Source organism: Streptomyces sp. NPDC000404 (genome assembly GCF_040300365.1).
GTDB lineage: Bacteria > Actinomycetota > Actinomycetes > Streptomycetales > Streptomycetaceae > Streptomyces > Streptomyces ramulosus.
On sequence record NZ_JBEPDN010000006.1, the window covers coordinates 21,322 to 41,354 of the forward strand.

Consider the following 20,033-nt stretch of genomic DNA (forward strand, 5'->3'; position numbering starts at 1 on the left):
CAACGCACCCGGCAACACCCACGGCGAACCGTCCGGCATCGCCCCCGGTGACACCCTCCCGCCCCTCCGTATCCCGATCACCCGCACCCTGATCGTCTCCGGCGCGATCGCCTCCCGCGACTACCAGGACGTGCACCACGACGCCGAGGCCGCCCGTGCGAAGGGCTCGCCGGACATCTTCATGAACATCCTCACCACCAACGGCCTCGTCGGCCGCTACCTCACCGACCACTTCGGCCCCGGCACCGTCCTGCGCAAGGTCGCCATCCGTCTCGGCGCCCCCAACTACCCGGGCGACACGATGGAGTTGACGGGCACGGTGACCGAGGTGGACGGCGCCGTCGTCCGGGTCCGGGTGGCCGGCGCCAACCGCCTCGGGCACCACGTCACCGGCACCGTGACCCTCACGGTGCCCGTCACCGGAGGGAGCGCCGCCCCATGAGCGTGCGCCGCGCGGACACCCTGGGCGGCCGGGCCGCCGTCGTCGGCATCGGGGCCACCGAGTTCTCCAAGGACTCCGGCCGCAGCGAGCTGACCCTCGCCGCCGAGGCGGTACGTGCCGCACTCGACGACGCCGGGCTCGCCCCGTCCGACGTCGACGGGCTGGTCACCTTCACCATGGACACCAGCCCCGAGATCGCCGTCGCCCAGGCCACCGGCATCGGCGAACTCTCCTTCTTCTCCCGCGTCCACTACGGGGGCGGCGCCGCCTGCGCCACCGTCCAGCAGGCGGCGCTCGCCGTCGCCACCGGCGTCGCCGAGGTCGTCGTCTGCTACCGCGCCTTCAACGAACGCTCCGGCCGCCGCTTCGGCTCCGGCGTCCAGCACCGCGAACCGTCCGCCGAAGGCACCGCCCTCGGCTGGAACCTCCCGCCCGGCCTCCTCACCCCCGCCTCGTGGGTCGCCATGGCCGCCCAGCGCTACCTCCACACCTACGGGCTGACCCCCGAGGCGTTCGGCCACGTAGCCGTCACCGGCCGCCGGTACGCGGCGGCCAACCCGGCGGCGTACTTCCACGGCCGCCCGATCACCCTCGCCGACCACGCCGCCTCCCGCCCCATCGTCGAACCGCTGCGCCTGCTCGACTGCTGCCAGGAGACCGACGGCGGGCAGGCGCTCGTCGTCACCACCGCCGAACGCGCCCGTGACCTGCGGCGCCCGCCCGCGCTGATCACGGCCGCGGCCCAGGGCGCCGGCCGCGCCCAGGAGCAGATGACCAGCTACTACCGCGACGACTTCTACCCGTCCGACCTCGCCGGCCTCCCCGAAATGGGTGTCGTGGCCCGCCAGTTGTGGCGCACCTCCGGCCTCGCCCCCGCCGACATCGACGTCGCGATCCTCTACGACCACTTCACCCCGTTCGTCCTGATGCAGCTGGAGGAATTCGGCTTCTGCGCCCCCGGCGAGGCCCCCGCCTTCGTCGCGGACGCCGCCCTGCCGCTCAACACCCACGGCGGCCAGCTCGGCGAGGCGTACCTGCACGGCATGAACGGCATCGCGGAGGCGGTACGGCAGGTCCGCGGCAGCGCGGTCAATCAGGTGCCGGACGTGGCACATGTGCTGGTCACGGCGGGTACGGGGGTGCCTACGTCGGGGTTGGTCCTGGGGCGGGACGGGGCGTAGAAGGGCGGACGCGGCGGCGCCCTCCTCCCGCTCGGTGGGCGCCCACGGCCACCCGGTGCCACGCTGGATGGTGGGCTCCGGTCGCTGGACGGTGAAGGAGCGGACATGGAGATCAAGCCGCAGGCGGTCGTCATCCCCAAGGAGACCGACCAGCTGGAACAGGGGAAATACGGCCCCGTCTTTCCGCGGACTCCGGCCTGCTACGGGTTCACCATCATCGCGGACGTCAAACCGGGCAGGGCCGAGGCGATACGGGAGCACGGCCACACCCTGGCCAAGGCGCTGGAGCGGGATCCGTACCTTCTCGCGCCGTTGAAGCTGCACTACCTGCGCTGGGTCCTCTTCGACGACGACACCCGCTTCATGTATCAGGGGATCTTCGACACCGACTTCGACAAGTACACCGAGGACGCCGTCGCCCTGTTCAGCAAATCGGGTGTGAGCACCACCTTCGAGAACCTCGAAGGGTTTCCCGAGGACTGGCGGACCAACCCCGAGGCGTTCGTGCGCTTCGTACGCGAACACCACTGCCCGAGCTTCATCGAGTACGGGGAGTACCCGTATGTGACGGCGGACGAGATCAAGAAGGCACTGCGGATCAAGAACGCCCTGTCGGAGATGCTCGACCAGATGCAGTGAGACGAACAGACGCAGTGAGCCGATCAGACGCAGTGAGACGATCGAAATGAGCGAGGCCGGCACCGCACGCACGTACAACCAGCGGCACATTCCGCGGAAGTACACCCCCGGCGGGCCGCGGGTGAGCATCTACGTCTCGTGGAGCTATCCGGCCGAGGCCGGCCGCGACCCAGCCGAGCTGGACGACCGCTTCTCCACGATGACCGAGGTCAGGCGGGTGGCGTGGCCGGCCTACGAGGACCCGGAGTGGTCCGACCCCTATCGCTTCCAGCAGGGCATCGCCGGATCGCTGGAGCTGTTCTTCCGGGCCTGGGTGCCGTTCCAGGAGTTCGTCGAGGAGGTCACGGGGCACCCCGTCCCGGTGTATCAACGCACCGACCAGGCCGGGTTCTTCACCCCGCTCGACGAGCGCGTGCTCGACGACACGGACGTGCTGTTCGTGTTCGGGCTGGACCACGCCGTCACCGGCCAGGAGGCCGCGCCCGGCGAGACCGAGGCCCTGCGGGCGTTCCTCCGCCGCGAGGACGCCTGCCTCGTCCTGGGCCCGCACCACGACGTCGGCGCATCGGACGACCTGAAGATCCGGGAGATGGAGTACCGCCACCACGGCGATCCCCTGGTCCCCCGCCGGCAGCGGTTCGCCACCTACGTCAGGGGCCTGATGCGGGGCCTTGAGGTCCCTGTCATCAACCGGTACGGCCTGCGCCCGGCCGTGCGCGAGGGCAAGGGGATCGCCCCGCTGTCCACGGTCCGCGACCTGGATCCGAAGGGCTGGCTGGACGGCGTGACGCACTTCAACTTCCACCTCCACCTGCCGCACTACGACGTGACGACCGACGCGCCGGACACCGTCCGTGTGCTGGCCAGGCAGCCGATCGACATGTCGCGGCCGCATCCGTTCACCGAGGCCGGCAACACCGAGTTCGCCATGTTCCTGTGGCTGCCGCCCGGCGGGGAGCGCGCCGGCGACCTGCTGCTGGCTGATTCGACGATCTTCAGCTCCTTGTTCGGCGGAGACGAGAGCCTGCGGAACTTCTGGCGCAACCTCGTCTCCCCGTAGACGACGTAGGCGACCGCGAGGAGGTCACCGTGAGCGCGCACCCGGACGAGACGCTGGAACTGGACGACATCCAGCGCGGGGTGCTCAGCCCCCGGCCGACGCCGTACGCGGCGACCTATCTCGCCTTCCGCATCGACGACCCGGAGCACGGGCGGGAACTGATGCGGCGCGCGAGTGAGGCGGTGAGTTCCGCGGCGGACGCGGCCGGCCCCCTGGGCGACACCTGGGTGAGCGTCGCGCTCACCTGCCGCGGCCTGGCGGCGCTGGGGGTGCCGCGCGCCGCGCTGGCCACGTTCTCCTGGGAGTTCCGGCAGGGCATGGCGGCGCGGGCAAGAACCCTGGGCGATGTGGGGGACAGCGGCCCGGAGCACTGGGAACGGCCGCTGGGCGGCCCCGACGTCCATGTGGTGCTCACCGCGGTGGCGCCCGGCCCCGAACTCCTGGAGGCGGCCGTCGACCGCGCCCGCCCCGCCTACGACCGGCTCACCGGCGTGACGGCGACCTGGCGGCAGGACTGCTACGCGCTGCCCACCGGGACCGAGCACTTCGGCTACCTGGACGGGGTCAGTCATCCGGCCGTCGAAGGCAGCGGCATCCCGGGCTCCAACCGTCTGGAGGCGCCGCTGAAAGCGGGCGAGTTCGTCCTCGGCCACCGCGACGAGCTGGGCGGAATCCAGCGCCCGCAGCCGGACGTCCTGGGACGCAACGGCAGCTATGCGGTCTTCCGCAAACTTCATCAGGACGTCGCCGCGTTCCGCCGGTATCTGAAGGAGAACTCCACCGGGCCCGGGGACGAGGAACTGATCGCCGCGAAGATCATGGGGCGCTGGCGCAGCGGCGCCCCCCTGGCGCTGGCCCCGCAGACCGACGACCCCGATCTCGGCGCCGACCCGGAGCGCCGTAACACCTTCCTGTACCGGAACGACGACCCCGCGGGATTCACCACGCCCGGCGGCAGCCACATCCGCCGGGCGAATCCCCGCGACGCCGCGGTGGCGGGAGAGGTCCGGCTGCACCGCATGATCCGGCGCGGCGCCGTCTACGGGCCGCCGCTGCCCGAGGGGCTGCTGGCGGACGACGGAGCCGACCGGGGCCTGATGTTCGCCTTCGTCGGCTCACACCTGGGGCGGCAGTTCGAGTTCGTCCAGACGCAGTGGCTGAACGACGGCGTCTTCTTCGGCGCCGACGACGCCAAGGACCCGGTCACCGGGGCCCACGACGGCTCCGCCGGCTTCACCGTCCCCCGGCGGCCGCTGCGCCGGCGCCTTGCCCCGCTGCCGCGGTTCGTCGTCACCCGGGGCGGCGAGTACTGCTTCCTGCCGAGCCTGACCGCGCTGCGGTGGCTCGGTGACCCGCACGACTGACGACGGGGAAGCCCGATGGAGCCCCTGCACCTGCTGCTCAACGCCGTCACCGTCATCTTCATCGCGGCCACCATGTTCGCCGCCGGCCTGGGGGCCACGGCCTCGGCGCTGCGCGCGGTCCTCACCGACGCCCCGCTCCTGCTGCTGGCGCTGGTGGCCAACATGGTCGTCGTCCCGCTGCTCGGCTGGGGTATCGGCGCGCTGTTCGGCCTCCCGGCGGCCGCCTTCATCGCGCTCATCCTGATCGCGTCGTCGCCCGGTGGCCCCTTCGGGGCGAAACTCGCCATGGTGCAGCGCGGTGATGTCGTCGGCGGCGCGGCGATGCAGGTCCTGCTCGCCTCCGTCGGCAGCATCACCTTCGCCCCCACCGCCGGCGGCCTCCTCACCGCCGCCGGCGTGGGCACCGGTGTCTCCCTCGACGTCGGGACCCTGATCGGGACCGTGGCGCTGCTGCAACTTCTGCCGTTCGCCGTCGGCCTGCTGGTCCGCCGCTGGGCCGAGGCCGTCGCACGAGCGTGGCACCCGCCGGCCGCGGCGGTCTCCAACATCACGTTCCTGATCGTGCTGGCGGGCATGCTGCTCGGTAACTGGCGGGACGTCGTCGCGCTCCTCGGCTCGCTGGCGCTGCTCGCCGGGTTCCTGCTCTCCGCCGCCGCCTTCGCCGTGGGAACGCTGCTGGCCACGGGCCCGGATACGCGACGGACCACGATGGGCGGCGTCGCGGCGGTACGCAACGCCGGTCCGGCCCTGGCCGCGATCGGCATCGCCTTCCACGACCAGCCCGCCGTCCTCGGGGCCCTCGCCGCCATCCTGCTCAGCGGCCTGGCAGCGGCCCTGCCCCTCGCCGCGCTGCTCAACAGACGGCGGAGTGCCCCACGGCACAGGGGACGGGCGCCCGTGCGGACGGTCCGGTAGAGCGCGCCGCCGTTGCGGCCGAGGGGCGGTTCAGGCGGCGGACGGCTCGATCTCGCCCGCGAAGACGATGAGCTGGTCGATGAGGCTCCGTCGCAGGTGGACGACGTCCGTTCCCGCCAGGCGGGGGCCGCCGTCCGGTGTGGTGAAGACCCACTGGTACCGGGCCCACTCGTGCGGCATGTCCACCGCCGAGCAGCGCACCATCGTGCCGGTCCCCGCCGGATGGCGCCGGATGTCCAGTACGAACCGCTCGACCGCCGCGATTCCTTCGGCGCGGCCCAACGGCCCCCAGAAGACCACGTCCGAGGTCAGGGCCTGGGAGAGCAGGGAAGCCACATAGCTGTCGTCCGAGGCGTTGAACGCGGAGATGAACGTGTCGATCGCGGAGCGTGCCGTCTCTTCCTCCATGCCCCAGTAATACCAGCCGTCGCGCGTGCGCCCGTCCCGCGAGCGGCCTTCGGATCGCCGTGAACCAGCCCGGTCACGCCCCCTGGCGGGTGGGGACGCTCGCGCGGGCGAGGACGGACAATGTGAACGGGCGGAGCGCGTCGGTGCGTTCCCACTCCGCAGGATCGACCGTCTCGCGTTGCCGGGCGTACTCGATCGGCTGGAGCCGGTGCTCCAGCAGGAGGGCGTTCATCTGCTCAATGCTGAGGAACGTTTGCCAGGGCTCGCCCTGCTCGGCTGCCGCTGCCATGACCAGCTCCGCATACGACTGCCCCGCCTCGTCGCGGTGTCCGTCCGGGAGGAGGTGCTCCACGATGAGCTCGGTGCCGGGCGCGAAGCCGCTGATGACGGCCAGGGTCTGCCCGATCGCCTCCGAGGTCAGGTACATCGTGACCCCGAGCCAGCTGACCAGCGCGGGCCGGCCCGGGTCGAAGCCGGCCCGCACGAGGTGATCGGTGAGTGAGCGGGTGGACTCCTTCTCGAAGTCGACCGGGACGAAGAAGGCGGTCGGCGGCACCGTCGTCCCCGTCTCAGCCAGCAGGGCCCGCTTCCAGCGCTGGGTCGTCGGCTGGTCCACCTCGAACACCCGCACGCTGTCGGCCAGTTTCGACCGGTAGGCGAAGGAGTCCAGCCCCGCGCCGAGGATCACGTACTGGTCGACGCCCCGGCCGGCCAGCTCGGCCAGTCGGTCCTCGGTGTAGCGGCTGCGCGTGACGGCTGTCGTCCGCGCGCCGGACAGGGCCGGGTGCCCACCGTAGGACCGGTGGTAGCCGAGGAGTTCTTCGGCACGCTCACCCAGGAAGGTCTGCGCCAGGGTGTCGGCGAAGAGCGAGGGAGTCTCGTCGACAAGGAGGTGTGCCGCGCGCGCTGCGGCCGACATGAGTGCTGTCTGGCTGGGTTGTCCGCTGTTCATCATGAGCCCGGACATTAGCCTGGAATTATGACAGAATATCACAAAAACAAAACTTTCGAAAGGGCTTCCGAGCTCTGTTTCGGTAACGAATGCGATCAGCGCGCGCAGTCCGGGCAGTTGACCGCCCGCAGCCATTCGTCGACGGGTTCGCCTTCGCCGGCGCCGCACCTGGGGCGGGGATCGGCGTCATCGGTGAGTTCGTGGACGCGGAGGACGTCGTCGCCGACGGTTCCGGCGCGGGTGGTCGTCGTCTCGGTGGGGAATCCGGGGTGTGGGGGCGGGCTCGGGTGGACGTCGGAGAGAGGTCGCATGGGTCTGCCTTTCGGTGCGGTGGTGCGGGGGCCGCTCCGGCCATCGGGTCCGGCTCAGGCGGGGGCCGGAGCGGCGGTTCATGGGGCCAGCAGCGCGCGGAGGGTCGGGTAGCGCACGGCGCGGCAGCGGGTGCAGGCGCAGGTGTCAGCCATGGCCCCACCCGTGGTGGACGCCCGGGAGCGTGAGGCGGTCGTAGACATTGAGGGAGGCGGCCATCTGCTGTGCCGCCGCGGCGGGGAACGATCCCTCGATCACCACATGGGCTGTTTCCACGGTGCGGCCCGTGCCCCAGACGGCCACGTCGTAGCCGTAGCTGAGCAGCGATGCGCGGAGCATCTGCGCCGACTTCACGCCCGTGCAGTCCCCTTCGGACGCGGGCGGGCGCGGGGTCACGGTCCTGATGGCGTGGTGGTGCCGGTCCCGCCACAGTGCGTCGGCGATGCGCTGCACGACCGCCGGTGCGGCGGTGCCGAGCGGGATGCCGGGATAGACGGGGGTCGTGCCGTCGTCCGCCAGCAGCCGGCGTTCGCCGATGCCGTCGATGCGGAGACGGGCCTCGTCGGCGGCGCATGCCAGCTTCATCGTGGCCGTGGCGTAGGTGTGGCGGGGCGTCACTGCGCGGTCCTCCGTCCGTGCGCGGGGCGGTGGTCGGGGTGTTCCCGGAGGTGGACGCGGGCGTCGGCGGCGGCGGACTGGTCGTGTGTCCTGGTCGCGTGGCGCAGCAGTTCGCCCGCGGCGACGCAGGCGGGGCAGTCGGCGTGGACGGTCAGCCCGCCGGTGCCGAACGGGTCGTCGGTCCAGACGGAGTTCCCGCTCATCCGAGGGGCCTCCCGTCGTGCGCCGCGCGGTTCGCGCGCCGGGCATTGTTTGTCTCATTCAACTTGTCGCGGAGATCCTTGATGCTCCCGGCGTCTTTCTTTTCCTTTCTCGTCGATTGGCTGACGGTCCACCCGGATTGCTTTAGCTTTGTTCCCGTCGCCAACTCGCTTTTGGTGAAGCCCTGCATGATGTGTGCCTCCGTAACTGCGGTCCCCCGGTGGGTGGTTAGTGTCTACACCGGCTGAACGCAGGCCCTGGGTCGTACGGAGGGTGAAACTCTTTACGGGGCGCTGTTAAAGCTTTATCCGGGCCTGTTAATGAGGTGATGAGGTCTTGGCCGATACCCCGATGACGCCCGCGCACTACATCGGTGGAGAGTTGATCCGCCGGAGGGAAGAGCGCGGTTGGGCGCAGAAGAACCTGGCACGGCAGGCGGGCATGTCCCCCAGCCGGGTCGCACAGATCGAACGAGCGCATGTCCCCGGCACGTTGGAGAATTTCCAGAAAATCGACCGCGCGTTCGGCGACCCCGCGCCGGGATTCTTCGAACGGTTCTGGCGGTTCTCGGAGGAGGCGCCGTTTGCCAAAAATGGGTTCGATCAGTACGTGGAGTACGAGAAGATCGCCGTTTCGATCAGCGAGTTCTCAACAAGCTATGTTCCTGGGCTGCTTCAGACCGAGGACTACATTCGGGCCTTGTTCAGTGCGGGCACGCTCGCGCCGGATGCAGCCGAAGCCGCACTGGTGAAACGGCTGGCGCGGCAGGAGGTTCTGACGCGTGCGGAGGACCCGCCTCCGGCGTGGTTCATCTTCGATGAAGTCGTCCTGTCACGGCCGGTGGGGGAGCCCAGCGTGATGGCCGCCCAACTCGGCCACATCCTCGACATGGCCGCCCGCCCCAACGTGTTCGTTCAGGTCATGCCCATCTCCCGGGGGGCATACGGAGCCCTCGGTGGCCAGATGGGGATGCTGTCCTTGCCGGATGGGCCGAACGTGGTCTATCTGGAGGGCTCATGGACGGGGTACCTGGTGGAAGAAACGGCGAAGGCGGCTCAGTGTGGCCTGATCTACGATCGCGCCCAGACGATGGCGCTCAGCCTTGAAGAGTCGGCGTCAACTATCCGTCGTGCAATGGAGGGCTACGCATCATGAGCACCAACCCGCAGCACAACTTGGCCGGGGCGGCCTGGCAGAAGTCGAGCTACAGCGAAAAGGATGGCGGCTTGTGCGTCGAGGTGGCCCGCAACCTCGTCCCGGCGCTGGGCGTCCTCCCCGTCCGTGACAGCAAGGACCCCAACGGCCCCGCGCTGGCCTTCCCCGCGGCGTCCTGGGCCTCGTTCGTGGAGTTCGCCAAGGGCTCCGACGTCTGACTCAGGACGTCCAACTCAGGGTGATCCCCCGTACACACGGCGGCGCCCGGTGCCGACTCGCGGCTCCGGGCGTCATGAACCTGCGAGGTGGGCTTCCTTCGGCGGCATTGTCCGCATCAGGTGATGGAGGTCGCCTTCCGGTCTCCCCGACCTTCCGGCCTCTCAGCCCGACCCTTGCGTATTCGAGAAGATCGGTGATCTCTCACGAGGTCACTGCCCTCTCTTGCGGATACGCTCCGGTTCGAACTCCCTCGCTCGCCCCGCAGGCTGCTTCTTATGATAGCTCGCACCCCTATGCGTGAAAAGCCCCTTTGATGATTTTTTTGTCCGTTGTGTGCGGAAGGGGGTCCGACTCGCGTCCGGCGGCCCCCCCCGCGCCGGGGAGTACGGCGTGCAGAAGCCGGTCGATCTCCGGCGAGCGGCGGTTAATCTGTGCGCGGCGCATCCGGTGGCGGATGCGGTGAGGGGGTGGTCGGGGTGGATCTGCGACGGCTGCGGAAGGTCGGGACCGGCTTGCTGCTCGGGGTGATCCCGGGGCTGCTGATGTGCGGCTGGGGGCTGTACATGATGCTCTCCGGCCCCCGGTGCGGCGGCGAGGCGATGCGGGACACCGACATCTGCCTCCAGAACCACACCACCCGCTACGACTACGACGACACGGAGCGGGACGGCCTCATCGGCGGCATCATCCTCACCTCCGTGGGCGGCCTGCTGACCGTCGTCGGCGGCTGGTTCGGCGCGTCCTCCGCGCACCTGAAGTACAAGGACTCCCTGCGCCGCCCGCCCCGCCCCGCCGGACGCTGAGCGCGGGCCGCACGCGGCCTCGGGGTTCTCCCCCAGGGGGCGACGGCGTCCGTCGGGGCGTGCCCCAGGGGTACGGGTAGGGGTTCCCCCTCCGTCCGAAGGAGGTAGGGGGAACCCCACCCGTACAACTTCAGACGGACGGCGCTTCGGCACCTTCGGGCGATCCGCCGGGGGGTGGGCCGCTTCTAGCGTGGAGACATGACCACGCCAGCGTGCACACTCCCCGCGCAGCCCACCGCCGCGCGCCCGTCGTACCCGTCGTTCTCGTCGTACGTACGGGCCCGGGGACCGGTGCTGATGCGGGCGGCGCGGTCGCTCACCGACCCCAACGACGCCGAGGACCTGCTCCAGACCGCGCTGACCAAGACGTTCGTCGCCTGGGACCGCATCGAGGACCACCGCGCGCTGGACGGCTACGTCCGCCGGGCGCTGCTCAACACCCGCACCTCCCAGTGGCGCAAGCGCAAGGTCGACGAGTTCGTCTGCGACGAGCTGCCCGAGCCGGACCCGGTGCCCGCGCCCGACCCGGCCGAACTCCAGGGCCTGCGGGACGCGATGTGGCGCGCCATCATGCGGCTGCCGCCCCGCCAGCGCGCCATGGTCGTGCTCCGCTACTACGAGGACCTGAGCGAGGCGCAGACCGCCGAGGTCATGGAGGTCTCGGTCGGCACGGTCAAGAGCGCCGTCTCCCGCGCCCTGGTCAAGCTCCGCGAGGACGAGGAACTGGCGCCGGCACTGTTCGGCTGACCGGGACCATCCGGCCGGCGCCCCGCCAACGCCGTTGCCCCGCACGGGAGCGGGATCACGCCAGCGGTCCGGCGGTCCGGCCGTACGGCTCAGCAGCCGCAGTCGCAGCAGCACCCGTCGCAGCAGCAGTCGCAGTCCTCACAGCCGCACCCGCTGCACCCGTCGCAGGCGGAGTGGCAGCACCCCTCGTGCTTCTTGCGCGACCAGGGACCCTCGAAGCTGCTGGCACAGCAGACCTGGCAGGAACAGCACAGCCCGACGGCGACGAAGCACCCGGCGATCAGCCCGCGCGGCGGCTTCGGCGGCTGCGGCATCTTCGCCCCGCCGTTCGCCCCGTCGCCGCCCCCGTGGCCACCGCCGTGCCCGCCGCCCCAGCCGCCGTCCATCCCGCCGTCGTACCGGTCCGGCGGCGTCGCCCCGCCGCCCGGCTGCGGCCGCTGCGCACCGTTGAGGTGCTGCGGCCCGGTCGCGTACGGGTTGCCGCCCGCGGGCGCGCCCTGCGGAGGGGGACCGCCGGGCCCGGGCGTCCCGTACGGGGCGGGGTTCCCGTAGGGGTTCGGATCCCCGTAAGGGGCGGGGCTCCCGTACGGGTTCGGGCTCCCGTAAGGGGCCGGGCTCCCGTAAGGGTTCGGGTTTCCGTAAGGGCCGGGGGCCGCGTCCGGGTTCCCGTACGGGCCGGAGGTGCCCTGCGGGTGGTTGAGGCGAGGGGCGCCGTGCCCGCAGGACTCCGTCCCGAACGCCCGGTCCACCGACCGCCGCAGCTCGTGGACGAGCAGCACATGCGCCAGCTTCCCGTCCGTGAAGGCGACGTCGCCCAGCGCCAGCCGGATGCCGTGCAGCGCGTCGTCGCAGAGCCGGCGGGCCTCCGGCAGGGAGGCGCCGGTCGCGGCGAGCGGGTTCCAGGCGCCCTCGGCGGCGTCGGCGGCGCGGTCCTCCACGGCGTCGAGGAGATGCGCGAGCCGCCCGAAGAGCCGCCCGGCCTCGGCGAGCGGCGCGGCGTTCTCCGGCCGCCCGGCCAGCACCGCGGTGTGCGCGAACGCCGCCGCCGTCGCCGTCTCGGTCGGCTCGGTGATCACCGTCAACGGCGTACCGGGACCGGCCAGTCGCTCGATGCCTATCTGCCGGTCGACCGCGTCCACGAGGACGGCGGTGTCGAAGCCGAGCCCGGCACCCGTACGCGCCCCCGCACGGTCCCACCCGGCCGCGACCTTACGGGCCGCGGCGGCCACCGGGCGGCGCCGCAGCAGCCCGTTCCGGTCCGCGACATGATCGCGGATCTTCGCCGACGCGAGGACCAGCGAGACCGACGCCGCGAGCCGCGCCCCCTCGCCCTTGGCCACCGACGCGGTCCGCATCCCCCGCAGCGGACACGGCCCCGCCGTACGCCGCCCGCCCGGCGCCGGGCCGCGCTGCGCGTCGGTCAGCACGGAGACGATCAGCCCGTCGTAGTTGGTGACGACCCGCGCGAACTGCCCGTGGTCGGCGCGGAGCGCCAGACACAGCCCGCACAGATGCGCCATCCACTCCGCCTTCAGCCCACCGGTCAGCCGGTGCGCGCAGGGCCTGACGATCCCGAACATGCGATGAACCCCCGTATGACGACGCGCGGACGGCACGGCCCCCGATGGCCCCGACCCGCGGCCGGAATCGTACCGACCGGGCCGGGATGCGGCACCGGGCCTCCCGGGACCGCCGGTGCCTACGCGCCCGGGGAGCGGATGCCGTCGATGATCCGGGTCCAGTTGTCGGCGCCGCGACCGGCGTCGAGGGCCCGGCGGTAGTGCGCCTGCACGGCGCGCGGCAGGTCCGTGTCGATGCCGGCGGACTCGCTGGCCGCCCGGATGTGGTCCGCGGTCGCGCCCATCATGGTGGCGCTGCTCTCCGTACCCGGGTGCTCCCCGGCGTCGATCCGGCGGCCGAGGGCGGCCATCCCGTCCGCGGCGACCATGTCCGGCACGGCCCGGAACAGCTGCATCACCTCCGGCAGGAAGGTCTCCGCGGTGATACCGGCGGACCCGGCGAGCGCCGTGGCGTGCAGCAGCCCCGACAGCGCGGTGAGGAAGACATCGAGATGGGCCTGGTACATGAGTTGGGCGCGCCCGTGATCCGCGCCGAGGAACCGCGGCTCCCCGATCCGGGCGAGCGCGCCGCGGTGCGCCGCGAAGGCCTCCTCGTCGCCGCTGTAGTACACGTACGCGCGCTCGGTGCCGACCATCGCCGCGGGCACCATCACCCCGCCCGCGAGGAAGGCGGCCCCGTGCGAACGGGCCCAGGCCGCGGCCTCGCGGGTGGCATCGGGCGTATCGGAGCTGAGGTTGGCCAGGGTGCGCCCGGACAGCGCCGCCGTCGCGTCCCCCAGGATGTCGGACATCGCCCGGTAGTCGGTCAGGCTGAGGACGATCAGTTCGCTCGCGGCGACGGCTTCGGCCGGGGTGGCGGCCAGCCGCGCGCCGTCCGCGACCACCCCGTCGGCGCGGCGCGCGGTGCGGTTCCAGACGGTGACCGGATGCCCGGCCTTGAGCAGCGTACGGACCATGGCCTGGCCCATCGGCCCCAGGCCGAGCACGGTGACGGAGGAACGAGCGGACATACGGATCTCCCCGTGAGAGACGGAACTCGGGCCCATGGATCCGGGCCCGGGCACCAGCCTTTCCGGAGCCGCCGCCGACCGGAAGTACCGACTTATTAGTGGGGTACGCACCTCTTGGTAAGTACCGTATGTTTTCCGTGGTCCTGCAAGAGGGCCGCCGGCCTCCGGGCCCGGTATGGCCGTGTCCCTCTGTCGCACGGATGACCTGGGGGCGGTGTCGCCGGGGCCGAGTCGCGGTGGGAAGCCCACTCCCCGAAGGACAACCCCCATGAGTTCACCGCAAGGCATCGAAGTCCCTGACGCCCTGATCGCGTCGTACACGAGGAACGGTGGTGACAAGGAACGGGCCTGGATCGCCCGGCTGCCTGAGCTGGTGACGGAACTGCTCGACCGATGGGAACTGCGGCGCGACGGCGGTATCGGGTCCGGCGAGGCCTCACTGGTGGTACCGGTGCGCCGCACGGACGGCACCCGCGCCGCGCTCAAACTCCAGATGCCCCGCGAGGAGACGACCGCCGCGCTGATCGGGCTGCGGGCGTGGAACGGCGACGGCATCGTGCGGCTGCTCGACCACGACCCGGAGAGCAGCGTCATGCTGCTGGAACGCCTGGACGGCGCACGCACTCTGGCTTCCGTCGAGGACGACGACGTGGCCATGAGCGTCTTGGCCGGACTCATGGCACGGCTGCACTCCGTCCCGGCGCCCGAGGGCCTGCGCGGCCTCGGTGACATCGCGCGCGACATGCTGGCGTCCGTGCCGGCGGCCGTCGGCGCCCTGCCGGACCCCGAGGACCGGCGGCGGCTGCGCGGCTGGGCATCGGCAGTCACCGAGCTGGTCGGCGAGCCCGGCGACCGGATGCTGCACTGGGACCTGCACTACGGCAACGTGCTCGCCGCCGAGCGCGAGCCGTGGCTGGCCATCGACCCCGAACCCCTCGTCGGCGACCCGGGCTTCGACCTGTGGCCGGCGCTGGACACCGGCTGGGAGAGACTCCACACCACCGGGGACGCTCCCCGGGCGGTGCGGCGCCGCTTCGACCTGCTGACCGAGGCGCTCGGGCTGGACCGCCGGCGCGCGGCCGGCTGGACCCTGGCCCGGCTGCTGCAGAACACGCTGTGGGACATCGAGGACGGGCGGACCGCCATCGACCCCGCCCAGATCGCCGTGGCCGAGGCGCTGCCCCGCCGCTGAACACTTCACCACCGAGCGCGACACGCCACCGAACCACCCCGAACCCAACAAGGGCGCCTTGACGAAAGACATCGAAAGACATAGCGGTCCCCCGCGTCCGGACCGAACGAAGTGAACGAACCGAACGAAGTGAACGAACCGAACGAGGCGAGGGAGACGGGCGAAGTGAAGGGGACGGGCGAAGTGAAGGGGACGGGTGAGGTGAACGAGGTGCGTAGGCCGAGCCGCCGAGGTCCTTACATCTGCGGGATCGATGCCGCACTCGACGTCGTCAGCGGAAAGTGGAAGGGCCTGGTCCTCTGGGAGCTGCACACCCACGGCGTCCGCCGCTTCGGCGAACTGCGCCGCGCGCTCCCGGGCGTGAGCGAGAAGATGCTCACCCAGCACCTCCGCCAGATGGAGGAGGACGGCCTCCTCCACCGCGAGGTCTACGCCGAGGTGCCCCCGAAGGTCGAGTACTCCCTGACGGAATCCGGCACCGCCCTCAACGCGGCGCTGGGCGCGCTCGGAGAGTGGGGCCGGGAGCGGATCCGCCGGGAGGGGCTTGAGGTGGCGGCGGCCCCGGAACCGGCGGACCGGCAGCGCCCCGGCGCGTGACCGGCGGCCTCACCGTCCGAACTTCTCCCTGGCCACCGCGGTGACGGGCGTGAAGAGGTTGACCAGATTGCCGTCGGGGTCGCGGAACAGCAGCGACCGGTTGCCCCAGGGCATCGTGGTGGGCTCGGCGACGACATCGGTGAGGAAGCCCGCCAGATCCGCGTACACGCGGTCCACGTCGTCGACGAGGAACTCGGTGATCACGCTGTCGTTGGCGGCCGGACGGGCCGAGCCCGGGGCGAACAGCGGGACGGTACGGGTCCCGGCGATCGCGAGTGTCACGCCCCCGATCCGCAGCTCGGCGAAGTCCTCGGTGGCCCATGCGGCGCGCGCCCCCGTGACGCGCTCGTAGAACGCGACCAGGCGCGCCACGTCCTCGGTGATGACGCGGATCGAAACGAAGTCCATGGGGTCTCCTCGGAGGTGCGGGAGGCGCGGGAGGCGCTGTGCGGAAGGCGTGCACACCGGAGGCTAGGAGGGAATGCGGACAGAATCGGTCCGCTTTCCGCGAGGCTTCGTCCCGGTGAGCTTCGTCCCGGGGAACTTCGTCCCTGGGGGCGGAAGCCAGGGGCTGGGCGCGAGGGGCCGGATCCAGGGGCCGGAAGCCAGGGGCGCTACCGCGGCGACCGCCCCAACGCGCGTCGGCACGCCTCCTCCAGCGCCGTCCTGGTCTCCTCGTCCGCGTCCGCCAGGAACTCCGCGTCCAGCTCCGCCACGAGGTCGCGCGCCCTGGCGAGCAGCGCCCGTCCCTCGTCCGTCAGCTCCAGCCGGGCGCGATGCCCCTGCCCCTCAAGGGTGCGCTCCACCGCGCCCCGCTCCTCCAGCAGGAGAACGGTGGCGCGCATGCTCTGACTGGTGACGCCCGCCCGGCGGGCGAGATCGCTGTACGACAGGTCGGCGTCGCGTGACAGATGCCCGAGCGCGCTGAACAGCCGCACCGACAGACCGATACCGCCGAGCTGCACCTCCATCCGCTCCTGCAGCCGCCGGCCGGCGGCGATCACCGCGATGACGGTCGGCAGCGCACCCTCCGGCGCCTTGCTCACCTGAGACTCCTCACCGGGGGCTCCATGCGCAAAAGCCCCCGGTGTTCAGTGTCCCAGGCGCCCCTCAGGCCGTCGGCACCACGATGCCGAGCCGCTCGGCCGCCCGCTCGGACACCGCCTGGAAGGCGGTGTTCTCCTCGGCGAATTCCCTCATCGAGGCCTCGGTCAGCTCGGGCCCGGCCAGCTCCGGCGTACCGACGCCGAACAGCGGCTCCGGGGCGTACTCCCAGCCCAGCTCGGACAGGCGCGCGGCCTCGGTGGAGCGCAGGTCCTTCAGCAGCCGCAGCGCGATCTCGATGCCGCCGGTCGCCGGGCCCGCGGTGATGCGGTTGCGGTCCGTCACGACGCGGTTGGTGCGCACCAGGTCCGCCCCGTAGTACGGCAGCAGGTCGTACGCGTGGAAGTTGGTGGTGGCGCGGTACCCGCGGAGCAGCCCGGCGGCGCCCATCAGCAGGCTGCCCAGGCAGACCCCCGCGACCCACTTCGCACGCCCGCCGCGGTCGGCGAGGAACTCCAGCGTCTCGGCGTCCTCAAGGATCTCCGGGGGCACCGCGCCCGCGAGCAGGACATCGAGATCGGCCGGGCACTCCTCGAACGTGGTGGTCGCCCGGGTGGGGAAGTTCGGGGTGCCCTGTATCTCATCCAGGTCCTTCCAGACGAGGTGCACATTCACCTCCGGCTGGAACCCCAGCAGCGTGTGGACCCCGATGACGTCGACCGGCAGATACCCGGGACACACCAGGATCGCGACTTCGAGCTTGCGCGGTGCAGCGGTCGGTGCAGCGGTCATGTTCTTGCCTCTCCTCGACTCGCAGATCTTGCAGTCAGACTACAAGTCGACCTGTAAGTCTGGGTTAAATGAACCCCCTCCATCCGTCACGGGCGCTCTGCCTCGGCCGCCCCCGTCATGGGGGCTCCGCGCCGACCGCCCCCGTATACGCCCGCACCCGCGCCGCGATCCGCCCGTCCACCTCCTCCGGCCCGGCCCACCGCGCCGGCCCCGTACGGAGCACCACCCGCGGTACGGCCTGCGCGCGGGCGGCGAAGAGATACCGGAACCCGACCCGCAGCCGAGGCCCCCCGCTCCCGGACACGTGGACCCACTGCGTCCCGGTCCGGAACTTGCGGGCGATCGCGTCGATCGCCTCACGGTGGTCGCGCCGGCGGCCACCCCGCTTCGACGTCCTGTCCGGGAGTAAGGGCTCAATCCGCGCCCACTGCGCGTCAGTCAACGGCCCCGGACCAACGACCAACTGATCCGAACGAAACTGCTTGGGGTCACGGCCAACCAGCTCACGTCGTCACCCATCCCGCTCACTTCGGCTTCGGGTCGGCTACCTGGCGTATCGAGACCTTGCTGCTTCTTCGAGCCGTTCGAGCAGCTGCCGTGCACCGTCGGCAGCCTGGAAATCCTCCAGATGACGGCGACGGTCCTCATCCGATGCGTAGTACGAGCGCGCCGTCACGCGAGTTCGAGGTGCGTCTTGGGCCTCCACCTCGAACAGCATGACGGAACGCGACGGGGCAAGCCCCCATTCCTCGGATCCCTGATGAACATAGGTGATTCGCCGGGCCGGTTCGACGTCTTCGAAGACGTAGACGTTCGCGAAATCAGTGCCGTCGGGAGCATGCATGACGACATCGAATCGTCCGCCGTCGGCGACGTTGAGTTCGCGCACCGTGCTAGTGAAGCCGGCCGGTCCCCACCACTGGGCGATGACGGCCGGGTCGGTCCACGCAGTCCAGATCGCGTCCGGGGACGTCGCCATCACCCGCGTCATTTCCAGATCAGGCACGCCACTCGCCTCAGTCATACACGCAATCCTATCCTCGGCCGTCCTCAGCATTACCGGACGTAACGCGGTTTCAGCCCTGTATTACGCCAGTTCCCGCGCTTCTCCGGTACAACGGCCGGCTGCTCCAAACGAAACCGCCTGGGCCCCTAGCAATAGGGCGCCCCGGGCTCCCGCTCCGCGCCTGTCATGACGCCACAAGAAGGGAACGCGGCGACGGTCTTGCGCGCATCGTCTGAGCCCGCGATCACGATCACCGGCTCAGCGTTGGAGTGACGCTTCTTGAGTGAAATGTGACCCTGTCTCCCAGAGGTCATCACATTTTCCGCGGACCTGAACTCGATGACCATTGCGCTCTTGCTGCAGTAGATGGAGGCATGTGAGTGAGATCCGTTAGCACCTGAGCCTGAAGTGAAATTATATGGACCGGCGGCGTAGCGTCGACTTCCTTCCGAATCGCTGTGCGGCCACTTTGAAACGAGATTGATGAATGGTCGTTCGGGGGCCTTGGCGTCGGTCACCAAGAGCCCGCATGAATTTTCTTCGGTGTAAGGAATTATGCGGTAGATGCCGGCCCGAACCTCCCCTACCCCTTTGGGGGATTCATGCGCGCCGGAAATCTCCGTTACGGAAAGCGGATCCCCTTCAAGGTTGATCGACTTGAGTTGATTTACTGGCGTGTACTTTGCTGGGGAGTTGGTGGGGGAGGGGCTACCTCCGCCCTGCGTCGTACAGGCAACGCAAAAGACCGAAAGGGCGGCCCCCGTGGCTGCCTTCAGGATCCTCTTGGCCACGAGGCCGCCCTTTCGTTTGTGGTTTTCCTGGGATGCTTTGTTCATTGGTTGAAGCAGACGCCAATGTGCTTCAGTGCATTGAGCGGTAGGGCCGAGGGCGGTGCCGTCAGGCATCGCGCGCCCGCTCCTCCTAGCCCCCGGCGCCGCCCCCGCCCCCCTCGCGGATCGCCCCCATCAGCAGCGCGTGGGTCTCCGCGTCGGCGGCGGCCACGAGGCCGCGGGCGGTGGGGCCGAGCGGGGCGCCGGTTACGTCGGTGAGCACGCAGCCGGCGGCGCGGCACAGGGCGATGCCGGCGGCGAAGTGCACGCTTTCGGAGAGGTCGCCGCCGTCGGTGACGTACGCGGCGCGCCGGCCGGTGGCGACCCAGGTCAGCGGCAGGGACGTGGACAGGACGCGCGGGCGGAAGCGCGCGGTGAAGCCGGGGTGGGCCAGCAGGTCCACGGCCCGGAAGCCGGGGGCGCTGGGGAACGGCGGGTCCAGGTTGACGTCCACCAGCCGGGTGGCGGACGTGGGCGTCAGCCGCGTGTCGGCCCCGGCGTCCCGTATCCAGGAACTCTCTCCGTCGGTGAAGAAGACCTCGCCGCTGAACGGGTCGGCCACCGCCGCCGCGCCGTCGCGCAGGGCCACGTTGACGGCGACGGTCATGGTGCCGGTGGCGTAGTTCAGCGTGCCGCAGAGCGGGTCCACCAGCCATTGGCGCGTGGCGTCGGCGCCGCCCTGATGGCCGCCTTCCTCACCGAGCACCGCGTCATCGGGCCGGGCGGTGCGGATCACGGCCAGGATGGCCTTCTCGGCCGCCACATCGGCGGCGGTGGCGAAGTCCCCGTCGCCCTTGTCGATCCGGGCGAGCCGCCGGCCGTACATGGCGTGGACCACGTCCGCACCGGCCCGCGCCCCGGCCACCGCGACGTAGACATCGCCGGAATGCACACAGGAGGTGTTCACGCCCCGCAGGCTATCGAGGCGGAGCCGCCTTGGCCCGTAAGCCGTTCCCCGGTCACGGTGGC

At 70.9% G+C, this 20,033-nt stretch carries 27 protein-coding genes; 12 read left to right on the top strand and 15 right to left on the bottom strand.

Annotated features, from left to right (window positions below; all coding sequences use genetic code 11):
* Positions 1-37: 37 nt before the first annotated feature.
* From ABT345_RS12405 to ABT345_RS12430, 6 genes are all read left to right on the top strand, one after another.
* The gene (locus tag ABT345_RS12405) at positions 38-442 is read left to right on the top strand and encodes a MaoC family dehydratase (RefSeq protein WP_345078582.1); all 405 of its coding nucleotides are present in this window, start codon (positions 38-40) and stop codon (positions 440-442) included.
* Positions 439-1,623 (top strand): lipid-transfer protein, encoded by a 1,185-nt coding sequence (locus ABT345_RS12410; protein WP_345078465.1) that lies wholly within the window; start codon positions 439-441, stop codon positions 1,621-1,623. Before ABT345_RS12405 ends, ABT345_RS12410 begins: the two co-directional genes overlap by 4 nt.
* 105 nt (positions 1,624-1,728) lie before the next feature.
* Positions 1,729-2,262 (top strand): hypothetical protein, encoded by a 534-nt coding sequence (locus ABT345_RS12415; protein WP_345078462.1) that lies wholly within the window; start codon positions 1,729-1,731, stop codon positions 2,260-2,262.
* 46 nt (positions 2,263-2,308) lie between these two features.
* Positions 2,309-3,322, top strand: a complete 1,014-nt coding sequence (locus ABT345_RS12420; RefSeq protein WP_345078459.1) for a hypothetical protein — start codon at positions 2,309-2,311, stop codon at positions 3,320-3,322.
* 29 nt (positions 3,323-3,351) lie between these two features.
* Positions 3,352-4,686 carry a Dyp-type peroxidase gene (locus ABT345_RS12425; protein WP_345078456.1) on the top strand — a complete coding sequence of 445 codons (1,335 nt, stop codon included), beginning with the start codon at positions 3,352-3,354 and terminating at the stop codon, positions 4,684-4,686.
* A gap of 15 nt (positions 4,687-4,701) precedes the next feature.
* The gene (locus ABT345_RS12430; RefSeq protein WP_345078453.1) at positions 4,702-5,601 is read left to right on the top strand and encodes a bile acid:sodium symporter family protein; all 900 of its coding nucleotides are present in this window, start codon (positions 4,702-4,704) and stop codon (positions 5,599-5,601) included.
* Between the two features lie 30 nt (positions 5,602-5,631).
* Here the strand turns inward: ABT345_RS12430 and ABT345_RS12435 are convergent, their stop codons facing one another.
* From ABT345_RS12435 to ABT345_RS12460, 6 genes are all read right to left on the bottom strand, one after another.
* A complete protein-coding gene (locus ABT345_RS12435; RefSeq protein ID WP_345078450.1) occupies positions 5,632-6,009 on the bottom strand; it encodes a nuclear transport factor 2 family protein in 378 nt (125 codons plus the stop codon).
* A gap of 73 nt (positions 6,010-6,082) precedes the next feature.
* Positions 6,083-6,928, bottom strand: a complete 846-nt coding sequence (locus ABT345_RS12440; protein ID WP_345078447.1) for a class I SAM-dependent methyltransferase — start codon at positions 6,926-6,928, stop codon at positions 6,083-6,085.
* Between the two features lie 128 nt (positions 6,929-7,056).
* Positions 7,057-7,272: a hypothetical protein gene (locus ABT345_RS12445; RefSeq protein ID WP_345078444.1), complete on the bottom strand. Its 216-nt coding sequence runs from the start codon at positions 7,270-7,272 to the stop codon at positions 7,057-7,059.
* A gap of 145 nt (positions 7,273-7,417) precedes the next feature.
* Positions 7,418-7,888 carry a hypothetical protein gene (locus tag ABT345_RS12450; protein ID WP_345078441.1) on the bottom strand — a complete coding sequence of 157 codons (471 nt, stop codon included), beginning with the start codon at positions 7,886-7,888 and terminating at the stop codon, positions 7,418-7,420.
* On the bottom strand, positions 7,885-8,091 hold the full coding sequence (locus tag ABT345_RS12455; protein WP_345078438.1) for a hypothetical protein: 207 nt from the start codon (positions 8,089-8,091) through the stop codon (positions 7,885-7,887). Before ABT345_RS12455 ends, ABT345_RS12450 begins: the two co-directional genes overlap by 4 nt.
* On the bottom strand, positions 8,088-8,279 hold the full coding sequence (locus ABT345_RS12460; protein WP_351321939.1) for a hypothetical protein: 192 nt from the start codon (positions 8,277-8,279) through the stop codon (positions 8,088-8,090). Before ABT345_RS12460 ends, ABT345_RS12455 begins: the two co-directional genes overlap by 4 nt.
* 146 nt (positions 8,280-8,425) lie before the next feature.
* Here ABT345_RS12460 and ABT345_RS12465 point away from each other — a divergent pair, with 146 nt between their 5' ends.
* The 4 genes from ABT345_RS12465 (at position 8,426) to ABT345_RS12480 (ending at position 11,013) form a co-directional block, all read left to right on the top strand.
* Entirely contained in the window at positions 8,426-9,244 is an 819-nt protein-coding gene (locus ABT345_RS12465) for a helix-turn-helix domain-containing protein (RefSeq protein WP_345078435.1), read from the top strand.
* On the top strand, positions 9,241-9,462 hold the full coding sequence (locus ABT345_RS12470; protein ID WP_345078432.1) for a DUF397 domain-containing protein: 222 nt from the start codon (positions 9,241-9,243) through the stop codon (positions 9,460-9,462). The genes ABT345_RS12465 and ABT345_RS12470 overlap by 4 nt, the downstream gene beginning before the upstream one ends.
* A gap of 477 nt (positions 9,463-9,939) precedes the next feature.
* The gene (locus ABT345_RS12475) at positions 9,940-10,266 is read left to right on the top strand and encodes a hypothetical protein (RefSeq protein WP_345078429.1); all 327 of its coding nucleotides are present in this window, start codon (positions 9,940-9,942) and stop codon (positions 10,264-10,266) included.
* 198 nt (positions 10,267-10,464) lie between these two features.
* A complete protein-coding gene (locus tag ABT345_RS12480) occupies positions 10,465-11,013 on the top strand; it encodes a SigE family RNA polymerase sigma factor (RefSeq protein ID WP_345078426.1) in 549 nt (182 codons plus the stop codon).
* A gap of 89 nt (positions 11,014-11,102) precedes the next feature.
* Here ABT345_RS12480 and ABT345_RS12485 read toward each other — a convergent pair whose 3' ends face one another.
* Together ABT345_RS12485 and ABT345_RS12490 are read right to left on the bottom strand one after the other, a co-directional pair.
* Positions 11,103-12,593, bottom strand: coding sequence for a DUF5685 family protein (locus tag ABT345_RS12485; protein WP_345078423.1), 1,491 nt, complete (start codon positions 12,591-12,593; stop codon positions 11,103-11,105).
* 119 nt (positions 12,594-12,712) lie between these two features.
* Positions 12,713-13,603 (bottom strand): NAD(P)-dependent oxidoreductase, encoded by an 891-nt coding sequence (locus ABT345_RS12490; protein WP_345078420.1) that lies wholly within the window; start codon positions 13,601-13,603, stop codon positions 12,713-12,715.
* 268 nt (positions 13,604-13,871) lie between these two features.
* On the opposite strand from ABT345_RS12490, the gene ABT345_RS12495 reads away from it, so the two are divergent.
* Both ABT345_RS12495 and ABT345_RS12500 read left to right on the top strand, forming a co-directional pair.
* The gene (locus ABT345_RS12495) at positions 13,872-14,795 is read left to right on the top strand and encodes an APH(6)-I family aminoglycoside O-phosphotransferase (RefSeq protein ID WP_345078417.1); all 924 of its coding nucleotides are present in this window, start codon (positions 13,872-13,874) and stop codon (positions 14,793-14,795) included.
* A gap of 210 nt (positions 14,796-15,005) precedes the next feature.
* Positions 15,006-15,392 (top strand): winged helix-turn-helix transcriptional regulator, encoded by a 387-nt coding sequence (locus ABT345_RS12500; RefSeq protein ID WP_345078414.1) that lies wholly within the window; start codon positions 15,006-15,008, stop codon positions 15,390-15,392.
* 9 nt (positions 15,393-15,401) lie between these two features.
* On the opposite strand, the gene ABT345_RS12505 is transcribed toward ABT345_RS12500, so the two are convergent.
* The 7 genes from ABT345_RS12505 to ABT345_RS12535 all read right to left on the bottom strand — a co-directional run bounded on the left by ABT345_RS12505 (position 15,402) and on the right by ABT345_RS12535 (position 19,971).
* Positions 15,402-15,800, bottom strand: coding sequence for a VOC family protein (locus ABT345_RS12505; protein WP_345078411.1), 399 nt, complete (start codon positions 15,798-15,800; stop codon positions 15,402-15,404).
* Positions 15,801-16,006: 206 nt separating this feature from the next.
* Positions 16,007-16,438 carry a MarR family winged helix-turn-helix transcriptional regulator gene (locus ABT345_RS12510; protein ID WP_345078408.1) on the bottom strand — a complete coding sequence of 144 codons (432 nt, stop codon included), beginning with the start codon at positions 16,436-16,438 and terminating at the stop codon, positions 16,007-16,009.
* 64 nt (positions 16,439-16,502) lie between these two features.
* On the bottom strand, positions 16,503-17,228 hold the full coding sequence (locus ABT345_RS12515) for a DJ-1/PfpI family protein (protein ID WP_345078405.1): 726 nt from the start codon (positions 17,226-17,228) through the stop codon (positions 16,503-16,505).
* 115 nt (positions 17,229-17,343) lie between these two features.
* Positions 17,344-17,691: a transposase gene (locus ABT345_RS12520; protein WP_351321950.1), complete on the bottom strand. Its 348-nt coding sequence runs from the start codon at positions 17,689-17,691 to the stop codon at positions 17,344-17,346.
* An 81-nt stretch (positions 17,692-17,772) separates the two neighbouring features.
* Entirely contained in the window at positions 17,773-18,252 is a 480-nt protein-coding gene (locus ABT345_RS12525; RefSeq protein ID WP_345078402.1) for an SRPBCC domain-containing protein, read from the bottom strand.
* A gap of 128 nt (positions 18,253-18,380) precedes the next feature.
* On the bottom strand, positions 18,381-19,139 hold the full coding sequence (locus tag ABT345_RS12530) for a hypothetical protein (RefSeq protein WP_345078399.1): 759 nt from the start codon (positions 19,137-19,139) through the stop codon (positions 18,381-18,383).
* A 16-nt stretch (positions 19,140-19,155) separates the two neighbouring features.
* On the bottom strand, positions 19,156-19,971 hold the full coding sequence (locus ABT345_RS12535; protein ID WP_345078396.1) for an inositol monophosphatase family protein: 816 nt from the start codon (positions 19,969-19,971) through the stop codon (positions 19,156-19,158).
* Positions 19,972-20,033 lie beyond the last annotated feature (62 nt).

Excerpts from the sequence above, each read along its gene's own strand:
- ABT345_RS12410 (WP_345078465.1), top strand. The coding sequence starts at position 439 with ATGAGCGTGCGCCGCGCGGACACCCTGGGCGGCCGGGCCGCCGTCGTC.
- ABT345_RS12415 (WP_345078462.1), top strand. The coding sequence starts at position 1,729 with ATGGAGATCAAGCCGCAGGCGGTCGTCATCCCCAAGGAGACCGACCAG.
- ABT345_RS12420 (WP_345078459.1), top strand. The coding sequence starts at position 2,309 with ATGAGCGAGGCCGGCACCGCACGCACGTACAACCAGCGGCACATTCCG.
- ABT345_RS12430 (WP_345078453.1), top strand. The coding sequence starts at position 4,702 with ATGGAGCCCCTGCACCTGCTGCTCAACGCCGTCACCGTCATCTTCATC.
- ABT345_RS12435 (WP_345078450.1), bottom strand. The coding sequence starts at position 6,009 with ATGGAGGAAGAGACGGCACGCTCCGCGATCGACACGTTCATCTCCGCG.
- ABT345_RS12440 (WP_345078447.1), bottom strand. The coding sequence starts at position 6,928 with ATGTCGGCCGCAGCGCGCGCGGCACACCTCCTTGTCGACGAGACTCCC.
- ABT345_RS12445 (WP_345078444.1), bottom strand. The coding sequence starts at position 7,272 with ATGCGACCTCTCTCCGACGTCCACCCGAGCCCGCCCCCACACCCCGGA.
- ABT345_RS12455 (WP_345078438.1), bottom strand. The coding sequence starts at position 8,091 with ATGAGCGGGAACTCCGTCTGGACCGACGACCCGTTCGGCACCGGCGGG.
- ABT345_RS12460 (WP_351321939.1), bottom strand. The coding sequence starts at position 8,279 with ATGCAGGGCTTCACCAAAAGCGAGTTGGCGACGGGAACAAAGCTAAAG.
- ABT345_RS12470 (WP_345078432.1), top strand. The coding sequence starts at position 9,241 with ATGAGCACCAACCCGCAGCACAACTTGGCCGGGGCGGCCTGGCAGAAG.
- ABT345_RS12480 (WP_345078426.1), top strand. The coding sequence starts at position 10,465 with ATGACCACGCCAGCGTGCACACTCCCCGCGCAGCCCACCGCCGCGCGC.
- ABT345_RS12485 (WP_345078423.1), bottom strand. The coding sequence starts at position 12,593 with ATGTTCGGGATCGTCAGGCCCTGCGCGCACCGGCTGACCGGTGGGCTG.
- ABT345_RS12490 (WP_345078420.1), bottom strand. The coding sequence starts at position 13,603 with ATGTCCGCTCGTTCCTCCGTCACCGTGCTCGGCCTGGGGCCGATGGGC.
- ABT345_RS12495 (WP_345078417.1), top strand. The coding sequence starts at position 13,872 with ATGAGTTCACCGCAAGGCATCGAAGTCCCTGACGCCCTGATCGCGTCG.
- ABT345_RS12505 (WP_345078411.1), bottom strand. The coding sequence starts at position 15,800 with ATGGACTTCGTTTCGATCCGCGTCATCACCGAGGACGTGGCGCGCCTG.
- ABT345_RS12515 (WP_345078405.1), bottom strand. The coding sequence starts at position 17,228 with ATGACCGCTGCACCGACCGCTGCACCGCGCAAGCTCGAAGTCGCGATC.
- ABT345_RS12525 (WP_345078402.1), bottom strand. The coding sequence starts at position 18,252 with ATGACTGAGGCGAGTGGCGTGCCTGATCTGGAAATGACGCGGGTGATG.
- ABT345_RS12530 (WP_345078399.1), bottom strand. The coding sequence starts at position 19,139 with ATGCCTGACGGCACCGCCCTCGGCCCTACCGCTCAATGCACTGAAGCA.